The sequence below is a fragment of the Paenibacillus sp. L3-i20 genome (assembly GCF_022180385.2).
Lineage (GTDB): Bacteria > Bacillota > Bacilli > Paenibacillales > Paenibacillaceae > Pristimantibacillus.
Genome location: NZ_BQME02000001.1, coordinates 1,713,566 through 1,731,287 on the forward strand (window position 1 = coordinate 1,713,566; position 17,722 = coordinate 1,731,287).

General features: G+C 42.1%; 9 protein-coding genes, 1 tRNA gene and 2 pseudogenes. 9 read left to right on the forward strand and 3 right to left on the reverse strand.

The features are described from left to right. The first annotated feature begins 1 nt into the window (after position 1). From MFF31_RS08185 to MFF31_RS08200, 4 genes and pseudogenes are all read left to right on the forward strand, one after another. Positions 2–1,216, forward strand: coding sequence for a hypothetical protein (locus MFF31_RS08185; protein ID WP_238187545.1), 1,215 nt, complete (start codon positions 2–4; stop codon positions 1,214–1,216). Further along, complete coding sequence (locus MFF31_RS08190; RefSeq protein WP_238187546.1) at positions 1,209–3,080, forward strand: DEAD/DEAH box helicase; 1,872 nt, start codon at positions 1,209–1,211, stop codon at positions 3,078–3,080. The genes MFF31_RS08185 and MFF31_RS08190 overlap by 8 nt, the downstream gene beginning before the upstream one ends. A gap of 371 nt (positions 3,081–3,451) precedes the next feature. After that, positions 3,452–3,970 (forward strand): annotated as a pseudogene (locus MFF31_RS08195) (sensor histidine kinase); the annotation flags it as partial. 216 nt (positions 3,971–4,186) lie between these two features. Continuing rightward, a complete protein-coding gene (locus MFF31_RS08200) occupies positions 4,187–5,176 on the forward strand; it encodes an alpha/beta fold hydrolase (RefSeq protein WP_375541305.1) in 990 nt (329 codons plus the stop codon). A gap of 264 nt (positions 5,177–5,440) precedes the next feature. Here the strand turns inward: MFF31_RS08200 and ccsA are convergent, their stop codons facing one another. From ccsA to MFF31_RS08215, 3 genes are all read right to left on the reverse strand, one after another. After that, entirely contained in the window at positions 5,441–6,670 is a 1,230-nt protein-coding gene (ccsA, locus tag MFF31_RS08205) for a cytochrome c biogenesis protein CcsA (RefSeq protein WP_238188527.1), read from the reverse strand. Positions 6,671–6,875: 205 nt separating this feature from the next. Further along, the gene (locus MFF31_RS08210) at positions 6,876–7,073 is read right to left on the reverse strand and encodes a S8/S53 family peptidase (protein ID WP_238187548.1); all 198 of its coding nucleotides are present in this window, start codon (positions 7,071–7,073) and stop codon (positions 6,876–6,878) included. Positions 7,074–7,583: 510 nt separating this feature from the next. Next, positions 7,584–7,660, reverse strand: a tRNA-Met gene (locus tag MFF31_RS08215). A 163-nt stretch (positions 7,661–7,823) separates the two neighbouring features. On the opposite strand from MFF31_RS08215, the gene MFF31_RS08220 reads away from it, so the two are divergent. The 5 genes and pseudogenes from MFF31_RS08220 (at position 7,824) to MFF31_RS08240 (ending at position 17,622) form a co-directional block, all read left to right on the forward strand. Continuing rightward, positions 7,824–9,398: an ABC-F family ATP-binding cassette domain-containing protein gene (locus tag MFF31_RS08220; RefSeq protein WP_309296663.1), complete on the forward strand. Its 1,575-nt coding sequence runs from the start codon at positions 7,824–7,826 to the stop codon at positions 9,396–9,398. A 282-nt stretch (positions 9,399–9,680) separates the two neighbouring features. Beyond that, positions 9,681–11,420 carry an ABC-F family ATP-binding cassette domain-containing protein gene (locus MFF31_RS08225; RefSeq protein WP_238188528.1) on the forward strand — a complete coding sequence of 580 codons (1,740 nt, stop codon included), beginning with the start codon at positions 9,681–9,683 and terminating at the stop codon, positions 11,418–11,420. 101 nt (positions 11,421–11,521) lie between these two features. After that, positions 11,522–11,896 (forward strand): annotated as a pseudogene (locus tag MFF31_RS08230) (ABC transporter permease); the annotation flags it as partial. A gap of 81 nt (positions 11,897–11,977) precedes the next feature. Beyond that, on the forward strand, positions 11,978–12,865 hold the full coding sequence (locus MFF31_RS08235; protein WP_238187550.1) for a VanZ family protein: 888 nt from the start codon (positions 11,978–11,980) through the stop codon (positions 12,863–12,865). A 401-nt stretch (positions 12,866–13,266) separates the two neighbouring features. Continuing rightward, the gene (locus MFF31_RS08240) at positions 13,267–17,622 is read left to right on the forward strand and encodes an AAA family ATPase (protein WP_238187551.1); all 4,356 of its coding nucleotides are present in this window, start codon (positions 13,267–13,269) and stop codon (positions 17,620–17,622) included. Positions 17,623–17,722 lie beyond the last annotated feature (100 nt).

The following is a 17,722-nucleotide window of genomic DNA, read 5'->3' on the forward strand; positions in this document are numbered from 1 at the left end:
AATGAATTTGCTAAAAGATGGTGTTGCTTTGGGACTGGTAGTTCGAACTGAACTTTCAAGGAAGCTTACCGTTGATGGCATCACGCAAGCTTATCCCGTTTATAAGATTCGATTGGATCATTTGTATTATAATGATCAAAATGACAGGATCGCAACATGGATCAGTCAATACAAAAGCCAACACGATGGACAATCTCCTAATACATCAAAAGGTGATATGTACAATGACATCATTGAGGACTTCATCGTTAAGAGTAATCCGGCAGCCATAGTCGCAACACAAAACAACATCGAACTAGTAGATCAACGTGAACCAGGTGTAGTGCTGGTTGACGGGCGTATTATTGACGGTAATCGCCGCTATACTTGCCTTCGCCGATTATCGAATAAAAACGATCGTTTTAAATATTTTGAAGCTGTGATTCTTGAACGCAATATCGAGAGCAGTGCTAAGCAGATAAAGATGCTTGAACTCTCCATTCAGCATGGAGAGGAAAGTAAGATAGATTATAACCCCATAGACCGACTAGTAGGTATCTTTAATGATATTATTGATACAAAATTGCTTTCGGTTTCTGAATATGCTAAAAGCACAAGTGAGCAAGAAAGTGATGTTAGAAAACGTATGGAAATAACGGGGCTAATGATAGAGTTTCTGGATTTTATTAATGCTCCTAAACAATTTCATATTGCAAGAGATTTGCAAATTGGTTTCCCTCTTGAAGAGTTGGCAAAACTCTTGAAAAAATGTAAATCCGAAGATGAGATTGAGGATTTGAAGATTTGTGTTTTTACAAATATATTAATGAAAACCTCTAATGATTTGGGGCGTTTCGTAAGAAAGATTAAAGACATTGTTACTTCAGACTATATGGGCGAATTCATTGAAGAGCAGAAAGAAATAGCATATAGGGTCGTTGAAAATCTTCCACCTAAGGGAAGCGTAAACGAAAAATTAATCAGAGAAGTAATCAGAGCGAATGATGAAGTTGGACAAGCTCTGGAACAATCTATGGAGAAGTCACTCACAAAAGCAAAAAAGACAGAAACTCGTAACAGACCAATACAGCTAATTGAAAAAGCAACGACACTACTAGAAGATATCGATATGATTATATTGCATAAATTTAATGACAGTGAGTTGCAAAGGGTGAAGCGTCAACTTTCTAAGTTGGAAAAAGTTATTGATGAAATAAGAGCAAATTTAGATGAGTAGTAAATGGTTACTGGATTACGACGGTGGATTGTATATGAAGATCCCGCTTGAAACTACTGATGCTTTTATTGAGAGAGCATGTTACAAACTTTCACTCAAGCGATATGTTAGAGAAGTATTTGTCGGATTTATAAGGTTTAAAGACTCAATGACCTACATTGAATATAAAAAGGTTATTAAGCTATGTCAAAAGGAAGCAGCAAAGAATGGTATCGAGGTTGAAGTATCGGGTGAACTTTCTAATTATATCAATATGAAAGAGTTGTACATTAAAGAAAGATCCATGTTGGGCATTGAATTGAAACAACAACATGAAAAACTGAAGGAAAGATTTGAAGAGTATAGGTCTGTAGTGGATAGTCAGATGACACGTAGACTCCGGGACAAGCAGATGTGGGATTCGTTTTTTATGTGTGCTATGCAAAAGTCTGGAAACTTCTCAGTGCCTGGATCAGGCAAGACGTCATCTGTTCTGGGTGCTTACGCATACCTGAAATTTAAAGGACTTGTCAATCGTATTGTAGTAATTTGTCCTAAAAATGCATTTGGTTCGTGGATTGACGAGTTTGGTTTTTGCTTTAAGGGTAAAGAGCGACTTGAAGTATTCAATATCCATGCTTCGGCTTACTATAGCTCATTAGATCGACGTAGAGCTCTGCAATATGAGTCTGGAAAATGTAACTTATTTTTGTTTAACTATGAATCGGTTAGCACTTATCGAGAGGAGATCATTTCTCTTCTTGATGATAAAATTTTTTTGGTATTTGATGAAGTACATAGGGTTAAGAGAATAGAGGGAGAGCATGCAAATAATGCTGTTACAATTGCAAAACATGCAATCCACGTTGTTGCAATGACCGGCACACCTATACCGAATTCTTACTTAGACATTTATAATTTACTGCATATTCTTTTTCCAGATGAGTATAATGAATTTTTTGGATTTGATGTTAATATGCTTCGTAATCCTTCAACAGAGGTCTTAACTGAAATAAATGATAAATTGTCACCGTTTTTTTGTCGTACTACAAAGCAGCAACTTAATGTACCGAATGCAAATTCCGATATAATTCATTATTCAGATGCTTCAGACAATGAAAACAGATTATTGAACATCTTGAAGATGAAGTACCGTAAAAACAAGCTGGCTCTTATGATTCGTATTTTACAGCTTGAGAGTAATCCGAAGTTGCTACTGCAAACACTTAATCTAAGCGATTTTCAATATATTTTAGATGACAGTAGAGAGATTGATGAGATCGATTATGCAGACTACAGCAATGAAGTTAAATTCCTGATTGAATCATGCAAAACTTCAAGTAAGATGATGGACTGTATTGATTTGATAGAAAGCCTCGCTCTACAAGGAAAACCAGTTGTTGTTTGGTGTATATTTATTGACTCTATAAACCGTATACTTGCTGAATTGGAATCGCGCAGAATCAGGACGAAATGCATATATGGAATGATTCCGATGGATGAACGACAAGAAGTACTCTCTGATTTCAAAAGTGGCTTGATACAAATATTATTGACCAACCCACATACTTTAGCCGAATCAATATCGCTTCACAGCATTTGTCATGATGCTGTATATTTTGAGTATAGCTATAATCTTGTGCATTTGCTCCAATCAAAAGATCGTATCCACAGATTAGGGTTGGAGATGAATCAATATACACAGTACTATTTCCTCCAAACTGATTATAATACAGATAATGGTAGATATTCTTTGGATGAGCAGATTCGCTTGAGGCTAGAAGAGAAAGAACAAATAATGCTGGATGCTATCGACAATAATATATTAGAAAGCATGCCAACCAGTGATGAGGATCTTGAGCTTATATTTTCGAAATTATTCTAAAATAATCGATATCAGCCATTTGTTCGCTAGATATACCCGGGAGGAAAATAAGCACCCATTTGGGTAAGTGAAAGTGCATCTCTGGCATCTAAATATCAAAATAATTTAATTACGTATACTGAAGAAGTAAAGGAATATTCCGTGGAAAAGCAAGAGTAATTCTTATATCTAAATATTTCATTAGCGGGAGGAAAAAACACAGTTTTGCTTCTATCGTTGTTAAAATAGAAAAAGTTCGCTCTATAGATGATAAGCTGAACCGTATCACAAGTAGGGCGAAAAATTGTTGTGTTGGATTCCGGAGGTCATTGATCACCTTGCGGGTTAAAGAGGTCGATGTGTGAAGCGTTAAAAGAGAAACTGGACCGAGGAGCAATAGCCTGCTAAAGCTGAGTTTGCTTGAATCACGGTCACAGCAGTTGCAACTGGTCACACTGAGACTTGATGAACAGATCAGACGAGTCATCGTCGCGATTCAGCCGCAGTGGTCGGCTCGCAACATCCGCTTCGATCTCAATTTGAAGGCAGTTATGCTAATGGCAGATCATGATAAATTAAACGAGGTATGGACCAACATACTCGGCAATAGCATCAAATTTTCCAAGGATAGCGGCATGATTAACGTCAGCATCAAACAAGATATCAAAAACGTGACAATCCGAATATCCGATAATGGTATTGGTATTTCCCCAGAGGACCAGAAGCGAATATTTGAGCGGTTTTTCAAGGCAGACCGTTCCCATAGCGCTAAGTATGGTGGCAGCGGTATGGGACTGGCCATCGTTAAACAGATCGTATCGCTTCATCAAGGTGACATCCGAGTGGAAAGCGAGCCCGGCGGAGGAACGACCTTTATTATCACACTGCCCATCAGAACGCCAACAGATTAGTTAGATTCAGAGAATTCCAACCATGCTACGGCATCATGTGCAAGCTTTCTTGCACGTGATGCCGTAGCATTTTTTGCTTGTTCATACTCCGTTCATATTGACGTCATAGTGAGTTCATCTTCGTCGTATATGCTTTCCTTGACGGCCCGCTAAGGCAGCCCAATATAGAGATGACGATAGGAGAAGATGTGAGTGAGCATACGAGAGGTGAAGAAAATGGACTTGGATACAACGACAAGCAAAAAACCAGCTAATAAGATGAAGAAAATGCTTATCATTTTACTTAAAATAGTAGCAGCATTAGTTATAGCAATCGTCGTTTTTCTAGCCATTGTTTTTGTCGTTGATAAGATCAGCAGCAAATCAGAGGAAGGAAAAATAAAACCCTATGGTCAGTCTGTAACTGTAGATGGGAAAAATATGAATGTTTTGATTCAAGGACAAGGTGAAGAAACAGTCGTGCTACTACCAGGTTTGGGAACAGGAACACCAGCACTTGATTTTAAGCCGCTAGTAGAAGAGTTATCACCATTTTACAAAGTCGTCGTGGTTGAGCCTTTTGGTTATGGCTTAAGTGATGGAACGGATAAGGAACGAAGCACAGAAAATATTGTGAGTGAAATTCATGAAGCTTTACAGAGTCTTAACATTGACCGATATATTCTAATGGCTCACTCCATTTCGGGCATTTACGGACTAGATTATGTGAACAAATATGAAAACGAAGTGAGTGGGTTTGTCGGGATCGATAGCAGTGTTCCAAGACAATATGGTGATAAGGTTGTTGAATCTCCGATACCAAATTCAGTAATTACACTACTTAAAGAATCAGGTTTAGGCAGATTGATAATGAAACTAAGCGCTGACCCATATGCTGCACTACCAGTTGATGATGAAACAAAAGAACAAATGAAAATTCTTTCTTACAAAAACTTTAGAAATCCCACCATTGTGAATGAAATAGACAATAGGTCTCCTAATTTTAAAGCAGCTGAAAATTTAACATTCCCAAAAAACCTGCCTGTAATTTTCTTTTTACAACCGAATAGTGCAGCCATTGAAGGATGGTCAACACTACATGAAGAGCAAGTAAAAGATTCTGTACATGGAAAAGTGATGACATTTGAAGGAACACATTATTTACACCATACTCAATCAAAAGAAATCGCTAAAAACTTTAGACAATTTATGCAAGAAATAAAATAAGCGCACTAAAAGTACAGAAGGTATCTCAAAAGTCATAAAATGATGGAGAGATACCTTTTTAATATTAATGAGCTATATAGAAGGCGTTCATTTTGATAACAGTATTGGTTAGGCAGTTTGGTAGACCATCTGCCGACGGCGGTTCCGGTAATAAGTCAGGATGGCTGGCGGTAAAGGGTCGCAATTTTTTTGCCGATAGACCATTTCTCAGCCTTACAGCATCCTGCTGGCTAATCCCGCACGGACCGTTGTGGAGTCTTCGCCCTACGATACCCCAGAATAGGAATGTAATCCGGCTATGATCAAATTAACGCCGATTAAAGTGAACATGACGACAATAAAACCGATGACGGAGAGCCAGGCGGCGTTCATTCCTTGCCAGCTCCGCGAGAGCCTCAAATGTAGATATGCACTGTAGAATAACCACGTGATAAGCGCCCATACCTCTTTAGGGTCCCAGCCCCAGAAGCGGCCCCAGGCTATATTGGCCCATATCATGGCAAATATTAACGCGCCAAGCGTATACACCGGAAAGCCGATTACGATTGCTCTGTAGCTGATTTCATCCAGTTGCTCCGGATCTAGCTTTCTAAGGACACGATGCAGAACCGATCCCACAGGTCTGCGCAGCATCAATCTCAATAATCCATATAGTAATGAGCCGGTCAGCAGGGACCAGACGATTGTATTCCATTTGCGTGCCGCATTCACCCCTTCCATCCAAGAAGGCGTTTCAAATAATGCAGTCCGAAGTCCAAAATAGGTTCCGATTTCAATATCATTGCTATTGTAGGGCTTAAAGATTGGAGGTAGATGGTAGACAATATTTTCTTCTGTGGTTGAAATCTTCCCTTTTGCGTCCACGCTCACCTTTTCCAGTAAAAATTCAGCTTCATAGCCCACTCCTCTAAAAGCAAATATCGCTATAATAAAGCCAATGATAATAATAATGAAATATACCATAAGTTCCAGCCAACGCTCCATGCGACGCGCTTTAGGGGTTGTACCTTTAAAATCAATTACCCGGAGCAGATACATGAGTCCAGCTATAAAACCGATTGCAAAAAAAGCGTTTCCGAGCGCAGCCATAGTGACGTGTATACCCAGCCATATCGATTTCAGAGCAGGGATGAGAGGTTGTACTTCTTTAGGAAATACAGATGCGTAAGCCAGGATAATGATCGTAAGCGGTAAAGTAAACAAACCCAGTACCCACGAACGATAAATGGCGGTCATAATAATGAATACCAGCATGATCACAAGTCCCATAAAGGCCATAAATTCATACATATTGCTAGTAGGTACCTGATTGGACCCGATCCACCGGGTGAAAAAATAGGTAATATGCGTTACAAAGCCCGCCATCGCCAATATAAATGCAACCAGACTCCAGCGTTTCGTATGAGTTTGGGTGTCGTTGTTCCTCCAGCGTTTGCCGCCATAGGATATCATATAAAAAATAAAGCTCAGGCAGTATAAGAAAAAAGCGATCATAAATGCATTTTGACTCAATGTTATAAGTGCTTGTGAATTCACCGTCGATTCACCTTCTTCAGGTAGGATAGGTAATTAAATTATTTTAAATAAAACATGCACTATTGATTGTAACATGGTTTATTTGGATTTTTCTGGAGACTTTTTTCTTGTTCTTGAACCATTTGTGTCAAATCGTTTATAAATATTGCAATAGGTCAAGTTGTTAATGGCTATTAGGAACATGCACAATTTCGGGGCCGTACTGATTTGCTGTTGCTTTATGAAAAGGGGTGGTACCTTTTAAGAGAGCATCTGTTAATAGATGAACCGGGGACTCTTTTTTAAAATTTTGTCTAAGGTATGATTTCATTACCCCCATTGCTCCGGCAATATGAGCAGCAGCCAGGCTTGTTCCCATCATTGGTATATATTCAGTCTTCAAATCAATCCAATTGCTAGGCTGATTTGCCTTTATTGATATACGACCAAAGCAAAAAACAATAAATTTATTAGAGCTTTGGAAGTCCGCAAAGATTAAACGACTTTAGCTTAATGACGAATCAGGGCATAAGTTAAGTCCGTGAGGCATCCTTTGAATAGGGATGCTTTCGATATTAAACAGTTTCATGATATCTGATACTTAAAATTTCGCCCTAGAGATGATATGTTGAACCGTATCACAAATGATGCAAATATTTTGCCGTAGCTGTTTAAAAGTGCGGAACGAACTCAAGAGTTAAAGTGCTCCGTTCCTCTGGAGTAATCGGACTAGACCATCAGCGTGACTGCTCACGGAAGGAGTAGCTGACTCGCTTTATCGCTGCTTTATGTAGAGTATCCAAAATTTTATAAGACAAAGAAAAAATGCCTTTAAGCCACATCAAGTGGTTTAAAGGCATTTTCATATATGTGCCGAGACAGAATTGTAAGTTGGTTGCGGGGGCAGGATTTGAACCTGCGGCCTTCGGGTTATGAGCCCGACGAGCTACCGGGCTGCTCCACCCCGCGATAGAAAAACAAAGCATATTGGTATTTTGTTTGCCAGACCACTTATACTACAGCAGTTCAAGCTAAAGCGCAAGCTCATTAATGGAAATCTCTCTTGAGGGGAATTCGTAAGGTGAGGATGATATAATCACGCTAGAGTGTTGAAACTAGAAGGGTGATGGCAATGAGCGTAATACGATTGGAGAACGTCACGAAGAAGTATGAAGAGTCCATGATTTTTCGCGACATTTATTTTCGCGTTATTCAAGGGGAACGCATCGGCCTAATCGGACGAAATGGTGCAGGCAAGTCGACGGTATTTAAGCTCATCATGGGCCAAGAAGAGCCGACGTCCGGCAAGGTGGAGATAGATCCTCAAGTGCGAATCGGGTATTTCTCGCAATTCTCGGAACTCAGCGGAGGCTTGTCCGTTCAACAAGAACTAGAAGCATGCTTCAAGCAGGTTGCCCTTATTGAACGAGAGCTGCAAGAGGTCGGAAATAAGTTGGGGGTAGTTACGGACGACAGCGAGATGGATGTGCTGCTAGCAAGGCAAGCGGAGTTATTCGAGCAGATGGATCATCAGGGTGGCTGGAACGTGCCTGTTGAGATTAATACGGTGCTTACGAAGCTAGGGTTTAACGACAGATCCCGAAATCAGCCGATCGATGAGTTGTCTGGTGGATGGCGTAACCGCGCGGCACTTGCAAAGATGCTAATCGAGCTGCCCGATGTCGTTCTGCTCGACGAGCCGACGAATTACTTGGACATGGAAGGGATCGCATGGCTGGAGCAGTGGCTGTACCGATTCAAGGGAGCCATGATTCTGGTGTCGCATGACCGTCAATTTATCGACAAGGTTGTCACGCGCACGATCGAGATCGAGAACTATCATTTTCAGGAATACGAAGGCAACTATACAGATTACGTCCGAAAGAAGAAGATGCGCAAGAAGGAACTGGACCGCCAGTTCGAGTGGGAGGAAGAGTTGCTGCTCATGGAATCCGAAGCGATCGATGATCGCGCGAACCGGAATTCCGGTTCCAAAGACCGTCTCTCACGTAAGCTGGCGGATAACAAAAAGCGGATAGAGCCGCATCCCGTTAACGTGTTAATTACCGACATCTACGATAGGCTGCGCTTCCCGGACAAGCTATGCGAAGTGAAGAAGATCGGGCAGACATACGAGGGCAGGCAGATTTTCGAGAACGTTAGCTTTGATATTCAGAAGGAAGATCGCTTGGTCATCGCGGGGCCGAACGGAAGTGGGAAGTCCACGCTCATTAAGGCGCTTACCGGACAGGAGAAACCGGATTCTGGGGAGATTGTCTGGGAGAAGGGTGTTAACTACGCTTACTTCAATCGGATGTGGGAGGAGCTTGATGCTAAGGATACCGTTAGCCATGCGGTGAATACTTATGGACTCGGACTGGACGCTCCGCGCAAAAAGGTGAACAAATTTCTAGCTATGCTGCAATTTTCGGAGGCGGATCTGAGCAAGGCGATCGGCAATCTGTCCGGCGGGCAGAAAGCTCGTGTGGCACTGGCTAAGTGTCTTCTCTCGGGTGCAGCCGTTATCATCTTGGACGAGCCGACCAACCATCTGGACCTCACGAGCATACAGGTTATGGAGCAAGCTCTGATCCATTTTCCCGGCGCGGTCATTACGGTAAGCCACGATCGCTTCTTCATCGATAAGATCGGAACCAAGATGTTGACCTTCGATCCGGTAACGGGAGTGACCGAACAGAGCTTGTAATGCAGAATGGCCCTTCGATACCTCTCAGCGCTCGCTAAAGCGGATTCGAGGGGGCTATTCTCCATGCATAATAACTTTCTTTGTCGCAGAGAAAGCTCCAGAGCCTATTCCGCTCGCTATTCGTCAGGAGGTAGCATGGAACTTTGACCCCCCAGAGATGGGAATACAAATCAATTGAAGTTGATTGTAAACAGTGTTACTCTTACAACGGCAAACTCAAATCTATATTTTGAAATAATTCTAATAATTGTCACTATTTTAGCTATAAAGAAAGGTAATACTATGATAAAAGTTGATAACTTATCCTTCTCATTTCCGCAAAAAGAACTATATAAAAACATTTCATTTACACTTGATGAGGCACAACATTGCGCTTTTATAGGAACAAGTGGAAATGGGAAAAGTACATTGATAGATATACTGATGGATCCAGAAAAATATTTATTCGAGGGCAAGTTAGAGATAGACTCTACTTGCAAAATAGGGCTAGTAAGTCAATTTTCACAACTCGACAAAACGAAAGAAACAACCGTTTTTGAATATATAGGGGAACAATTTATTAAGATACAAAATGAAATAACAGCTATTTGTACGGAAATGGAAACATCATCGGATATTGATTCATTATTAGAAAAGTATCAATTAGCTTTAGACACATTTGATTCAATCGGTGGGGAAGATTTTGAAAGCAACATTAATAAGAAACTAAATCTAGCAAACCTCATTAAGCTAAAAGATGTTAGGGTATCCGACCTGAGTGGCGGGGAATTCAAACTTATTCAAGTGATGAAGGAAATGCTTAGTAGTCCAGACTTAATGATTATGGACGAACCAGATGTATTTTTAGATTTTGAAAACCTAAATGCGCTTAAAAATCTTATTAATTCTCACAAAGGAATGCTGCTAGTTGTTACGCACAACCGATATCTATTGAATCATTGTTTCAACAAAATTATACATCTTGAAAACACGGAGATCCAAGAGTTTGATGGGCGATATATTGAATATAACTTCTCATTACTTCAGACTAAAATTGAGTTACAAGAACTCACAGTTGCTGAGAAAGAAGAAATTGAGAGAAACGAGAACATTATCAATAATCTTAGAGCTATCGCAACCTATAATTCAGAAGCATCTAGAGGGAGAGCATTAAAGGCTAGAGTTAGGTTCCAAGAAAGATTGGAAGCGCGTAGACTTAAAGCGCCGTTTGTTGATATTAAGCAACCGAATATTAGTTTTGGAATTGATAATGAAATGGAAGACACGGTTGTTATAAATGTCAATAATTATAGCGTTGCCTTTGATGAATTGCTTTTAGACAATGTTAACTTTGAGATAAAATCTACGGATAAAGTAGCTATTATTGGTGCAAATGGTACCGGGAAAACGACATTACTCCGAGATATCTTTAAAAATAATCATGATTCAATTGAAATAAATGCAGATGTTAAAGTGGCTTATTTATCTCAGATTCAAGACGAAGTGCTAAAGGATTCTAATACAATACTAGAAGAATTTATCGATGCTGGGTTTAAAACGTATGATGAGGTTAGATCGTATATTTCAAACTATGGCTTTGAAGGAGAAATCGTTAATCAAAAGATTGAATCTTTATCTGGTGGAGAAAAAAACACGCTTCAATTGGCTAAAGTTTCTGCCAGTAAAGCAAACGTATTGCTTCTTGACGAACCGACAAGCCATTTAGACACGTATACACAAATAGCACTCGAGAAAGCCATTGAAGACTATAAAGGTGCAATTATCATGATTTCTCATGATTTCTATTCTGTTGTAAATGGTATGGATTATGTGTTAATCATTGACGATAAGAAGATTAAAAAAATGAATATGAAGAAATTTAAACAGATGATTTACGCTAGTCATTTTGATAAGAACTATTTAGAAGCTGAACAAAATAAGAGATCAGTTGAAATGAAAATAGAATTGGCTTTAAAAGAGACTGATTTTGAAACTGCAAAGGTATTGGTTGATGAGCTAGAAGAGCTTATTAAGTTGCTTTAAATTAAAACCCTCTAATTGAATTGATTATAGTACTAAGGAGCTGGCCGCGACAGCTCCTTTTCGCATTTTTCGCCGATAGACCCGTTAAGCTGAACCTTATCATATTCTTTTCGTATAGTTTTATCGTATTGATTTCAGCGATTTCCATTGCGAACATTTTTAATACGATTTCGACAGGCGTATCTCTTCGAAAACGAGAGTTTGCGATGCTGAAATCCGTTGGAATGACGCCAAAAGGCTTTTCGAAAATGATGAACTACGAAAGTATGTTTTATGGGGCGAAGGCGCTGTTGTTCGGGCTTCCTGTCAGCTTCGTCGTGATGTATCCGATCTATAAAGCATTTGCGAACAAATTTAGTTATGGATTATCCTTGCCTTGGGTGAGCATCTGTTCTGTCATTGCCGCCATGATATATTCCGGCACGAAAGTAAAAAAGGAAAATATTATTGATGCGTTAAAGCAAGAGAGTGCATGAAGATAACCGGTCCCGACTTAAAGATGTAAGGAACGGCAGTGTTAACCATCATTAGAATAAAATCATAGGGAGCTCCTCGTCTTGGGGATCGATGAAATCTATAATAACCTACATTCTTTAATGCTGCCGGTCATAGTAATTATCGGGATAGAATTCGTTCTTATTGGGCTATATTTCTTCCTATATTATAGAAATCGACAATCAGAGGGAAAGCCACGGACTGGGATGAAAAAGCTTTTTCTTGGCGCGCTGTTCATCGGATATGTTGTTTTTGTGCTTCAGCTAACCATGTTCGGCCGTGGCAACTCACATTTCTTGGAGATGAGTCTCCATCCATTCAGCAGTTATATTGAAGCATGGAATAAGTATTCCTTACGTGATCTTCAGAACTGTATTTTTAATATAATAATGTTTATCCCGATGGGAATATTGCTGCCTTTAATCAGCCGAAAATGTAATGCATTCAAGTGGCTTCTTCTTATTGTTGTAAGTTCTACGCTATTTATTGAAACCTACCAGACGCTTTCAGGCTCAGGGCTGTTTGAGCTTGATGATATCATTAACAATACGCTTGGTGGTATTTTGGGATACCAGTTATACAGACTGGTATCTTCCATTGTTCATAACAAAAAAGTCAGAATGAAAAGTCTTCGGGGAAACCTGGCGATACTTGAGTGGGCAACGCAGATGAAAGAACTGCTGCAAGAAAGCTGGCGGCTCGCCAAATTCGCTCGACAAGACGGCACCAAACTGCCTGAGGATGTCATTGAAACCATGAAAGTCCGGTACGATGGCATTCTTGAGCATGGTAAAAACGAATGGGAGAAGGATCCTGTTCGAGCAAAGATCGGCCCGAGAGGTCGGAAAGTAAAAAGTAAAGCTGCCAACCTGGGAATGCGCTTCCTGACTCATAAAGAGTCAATTCTCCGGTTTCTTTGGGATGCAAATATTCCGTTTGACAATAATTAGGCGGAACGTGATTTACGCATGGTTAATGTAAAACAAAAGGTTTCCGGCATGTTCCGAACGAAGTCCGGTGCCAAACATTTTGCAAGAATGCGCAGTGTAATTGCGACACTCCTCAAACAGCAACTTCCTATACTTTCCTCACTAACCGCTCTTCGCGGCCAACTCAGTTTTCAGACTACCTATGTAGTAGCTGTGGATTTCAGTATTCATAACCAGAGTCAATTTCCTCTCCACAAAAGTTGAGATTATTACTAGAGTTTTACTAATGGAGGAGGTATCCTAAAGGAGAGTGATAATTAGGGCAACAAGATAAAGGGGTATGACTTAAGGAGAAAGTATAATGGATATTTGCCCATGTGGGTATTTCAATGTGGTCTTACATCATACATAGGCAGGTGTGCGTGATTATCAATATAGATAATAAACTTGAGACGTATATGACCATCCCGCCAATCGCACTTGCGGATTTCTTGGAACTCTCTGTTATTTTGACGGAGATGGTGTGCCGCGAGCACGCTGATGAGGGAATGATTGAATATTTTGATCTTGCTCGAATTGTTGTGCAAATGGAACAGAAAGTTGCACGTTTGATCAGAAGTATTGAGAGGCATGCAGCGTACCAGTCTCCCGAGCAATCAGGCCGACTCAATCGAGTGGCGGATTTGCGTAGTGATCTTTATATACTAGGCCTTATCCTATATGAGTTGTTTACAGGTCGTAAGCCGTACGATCCTAGTGAAGGGGAAGGCTGGAATACAGCACATATTCATATGAAACCGCAGTCATTGTCAAGCGTTCGGCCAGAGGGGATAGGGATTCTAGAAGCAATCATAATGAAGCTCCTTGCCAAATCACCGGATGATCGCTATCAAAGTGCGGCTGGGTTGCTCAATGACCTGATGCACTGTCAGGACATGCTGCAGCGTAATGGCAGGCTGTCACAATTCGAAATTGGACGCTTGGATCAGCGCCGTTCGCTGCATTTGGCCGACCTATGGGTTGATCGCGTATCTGCTATGGGGCAGCTCCAGGATGGACTAGAGCTTGCGGGTCGGGGCTCGACGGTATTTAGATGGATAACGGGTGCAAAAGGGATCGGCAAGACATCACTCGTCCATAAATTCCAAGCAGCCGTTGTTCGGCAGGGTGGTTGGTTTGTGGAGGGGAGTTGCGGAAAGTCTGCATCGAATGAACCATACGGGGCATTTTTACAAGCGATGCGTCAGTGGCTCGACCAATTATGGTGCGAAGAACCGGATGTCATCACTCGATTAAAGACGAGGCTGCAGGAGGAGTTCTACCACCATTCATCGACTATTGTCTCGGCATGGCCAGAGGCCAAGCCTCTATTTGAATGCAAAGGCGATTCAGGTGATCAAAAAACATACACGGACAAGGGCGCTAGGCCGTTCGGGGAATTGCTCTCAAGCTTAGTTCGTTGCATAGCTGCAACCACCCCTCCCTTGATCTTATTCATGGATGATCTAGATCTGGCGGATGCTGAGACTAGGGCGCTCATTCATTCGCTTAAGCGGGAACAGGCGCTGACGGGATTATTCTTCATTGGGGCTTGTCAATCAGTTGAAGAATGGAGCACTAATCCTGAGGAGCAAATTGGCATTACATTGCTGACTTCGGAAGAAGTGAAGCAATTCGTTTCGGATGCTTTGCATGAGGATTCTATTCGAATCCGCAAGCTGGCCCAATCCATCTATGAGGAGACGGGCGGCAACCCGGGGGCAATTCGGTATGCACTGGAGCACTGGAAGAAGGAAAAAAAGATTCGTTTCAACGAGAAGAACGCCCAATGGGTATGGGATTCAGAGCTTATCGGTTATAAGGTTGATTCTGAGGAGGCTATTCTCCAAGCGGAGATGAGCTTTGCTGAACTTCCCGATACGGGGAAGGAGCTTCTAGCGCTAGCAGCTGCAATTGGGTCAATTTTTCAGTTATCGGCATTATCTGAAATAAGTGGGTTGGATATTGAGCAGGTTACGTACTGGCTCCAGTTGGCAGAGACGGAGGGCCTCATTTGCTTTGGGGAAAATGGTGCAGACGGGTCTGACATGCAGGAAGCAGTCTACTTATTCCCACTGGATGCCGCACACCAGATTGCTTATAACTTCGATTCAGAATGCATTCCATATCGGCACCGGATGATTGGCAAATTCCTGGAGCAATGTGGGTCTGAATGTAACTGGGAATCGTCAGTATCGGCGATTGATCACCTCAATCTCGCAGTAGCGGCCTTATCAGAGCAGGAAAGGATGAAATTGACCGAGTATAATCTCCAAGAGGGACAAAGGGCACTGTCGGATGGGCGCTTTAATAATAGTAGACGATATGCGATGCACGGGTTAGCACTGTTGGAGATGCAAGCGAAATCACAATCCACATCACTGAAGTTGCCGTTCCTATCGGTTCTAGCATGGACGGAGCATATGGATGGACATCTTGAACGGGCTAGAGGACAATTGACGAGCTTAATTGAGGATAACGATAGTTTAAGCCGAGTGGATCGATTGCAGATTTTGACACTATTAATCCGTTTCCACACAATTAAAGATAATGATCGGGCAATTCAATATGGACAGGAGGCATTGACAGCATACGGTTGGAAGCTTCCCAAGAAGGGTTCCTTAATAGCTGTAGTTGTGGAGGTATTGCGAACCCAGCTCCTCCTGCGTTGGGAGAAGGGAAGGAACAAGTCCTTTCAAAAAACGGATGAAGAGCATGCAGCATTTTGTGGGTTGCTAAATTATCTTATGTTTCCTCTACTCCTGCATGATGCGAGAAGTTTAGTTGCACTATATGCCCGAGCAATCCGCTATGGGGTGCAAAATGGGATGGATGAGCAGCTTGTAGGTGTAAGGAGTGTCTACGAACTCATCTTGCAAAGGGTGTTCCCAACCATTAGATTTCCATCGCGAACTTCTACCCTGGCGGTCACTCAGTATGCTGGCACCATCAAATCCGACAATAGATATATAATTTCCTTCATGGAGGGGGTCTTACTACAATTAGAGAAGCCTGTTGCTACCTCCCCTATAATATTTAAGGCAATGCGTGAAGGAATGGAAGCCGGCGATAAAGGATTTGCATACGCAGCCCTAGTTATTAGTCTTGTTGCATACAACGGGAAATTGACTGGCTTAATAGAACTTCACGACTATTACAAGGAACATATGCAGCACAATGCTGATAGCAAAATTGGTGAGCTTGTTGAGGTTGCAAAAAGGTATATATCAGCATTGCAAGAAGAAGCCTCGTTAGAGAAATTCATCTCTACTTTTCGTGATCCTTCTCAAACGATCCCTGGTCATCAGGAAGAGGATAATTATAGCTGTGGTTGCAGGCTAGAGGTCGCCTATCTGGCGGGTAGATACCGTGAAGCCTTGTATTGGGCAAAGCTGGCGAGGGTAAATGAACTTCCGTTGGATTGGATTCGAGTCCGGAAGCAGCGAGTGTATGAAGCTTTATCACTCGCTTCCTTGTACACCCATGCGAATGAAACAGAACAGAAGAGAACCCGTAAAGTAATGAGGAAGCTGTTACGGGGTATGAAACGTTGGCAAGGGTTTCTGGGCAATCAATCTTCGGGACATCTGCTTATGGGGGCGGAGTGGGAGCGCATAGCGGGAAACTATACAGATGCACTTCGAGGATATACAGCGGCGATTGAACAGGCAAAAGCAGAGGAATCCGCTCTTATGGAGGGGATCGTGTGTGAGCGGCTTGCGATTTATTATGGAGAGAAGGGAATGAGCCGATCCGGGGCAGTAATTGCGATGATGGATGCTTGTGATGCCTATGCGGAATGGGGGGCTGCCTCCATAGTTGCGCGGATTAGGAGTCAATATGCTGACCTGTTAAACCCAGCAGTCAGCCGGCTTGGGAATCTGGCAGCTAAGGGGGGATTAGACGATAACAGCGGTGCCTTATCCAACCTACCACCACAAGCTACTCGGGGTGGAACGGATAGACCGTTGGATGTACCTGTGAACGGGGATGAATACGTACCTGTTCAGCACATCATTGAAGGGGTTGTTAAACCGGATATGACGGACTGGGCGGTAAGCCTGTTGGAGGCGTCAATTAGACAAGTGGGTGCGAACAGGGGATTCTTACTGCGCTGCTGGGAAGGGAATTGCTTGATCGAAGCAGGATTAGATGCGGATATTCCTCACAGAGAGACAGTATCCGCACCTTATGCACAAAGCATCATACGCTGGACGATGACGACCGGTGAGCCGCTCGTTCTAATTGATGCTGTTCAGGGTCATTGGATGAAGGATACCTATGTGCGGGAGGAACTACCACGATCGATCCTCTGTATGCCAATCGCAGTTCCAATCAGACAGGAGTCGTATATGCTTTACCTGGAGAATCGACAGATGGCAGGTGTGTTTGCCGATCGGGATTTGAAGGTGCTTGAATTGCTAGCCGTGCGCATGATCTATCATAAGTTGCTAGCGGAAGAAACAGCGGCTACGACTGAAGGGATTGAGTCAGAAAGTGAATCCTGGGCTAAATCGACATCTGTGCTAACAGGGGACGGTGAACTGCTGACAGCACGGGAAACCGAAGTGATAACAGCCATTGCGGAAGGGTTATCTAATCGAGAAATCGCCGAACGATTGGGCATTGCTGAGACGACAGTTAAGACGCATACGTCTAGAGTGATTAGCAAACTGGGAGTGAAGAGGCGAGGTCAGGCAGTTGTTCGTGCGCGAGAACTAGGTGTGATCGAAGAGTAAGCTGTGAAGCGGGCATTGTGTAATAATATGTCGAAGGAACGGGATATAGGGAAGCAAATGGGACCTCCATTTGCTTTTTTTTTGCGTTGTACTACTTTAG

Coding starts and splice junctions, on each gene's coding strand:
- MFF31_RS08185 (WP_238187545.1), top strand. CDS start 2: ATGAATTTGCTAAAAGATGGTGTTGCTTTGGGACTGGTAGTTCGAACT.
- MFF31_RS08190 (WP_238187546.1), top strand. CDS start 1,209: ATGAGTAGTAAATGGTTACTGGATTACGACGGTGGATTGTATATGAAG.
- MFF31_RS08200 (WP_375541305.1), top strand. CDS start 4,187: ATGGACTTGGATACAACGACAAGCAAAAAACCAGCTAATAAGATGAAG.
- ccsA (WP_238188527.1), bottom strand. CDS start 6,670: ATGATCGCTTTTTTCTTATACTGCCTGAGCTTTATTTTTTATATGATA.
- MFF31_RS08210 (WP_238187548.1), bottom strand. CDS start 7,073: ATGATGGGAACAAGCCTGGCTGCTGCTCATATTGCCGGAGCAATGGGG.
- MFF31_RS08220 (WP_309296663.1), top strand. CDS start 7,824: ATGAGCGTAATACGATTGGAGAACGTCACGAAGAAGTATGAAGAGTCC.
- MFF31_RS08225 (WP_238188528.1), top strand. CDS start 9,681: ATGATAAAAGTTGATAACTTATCCTTCTCATTTCCGCAAAAAGAACTA.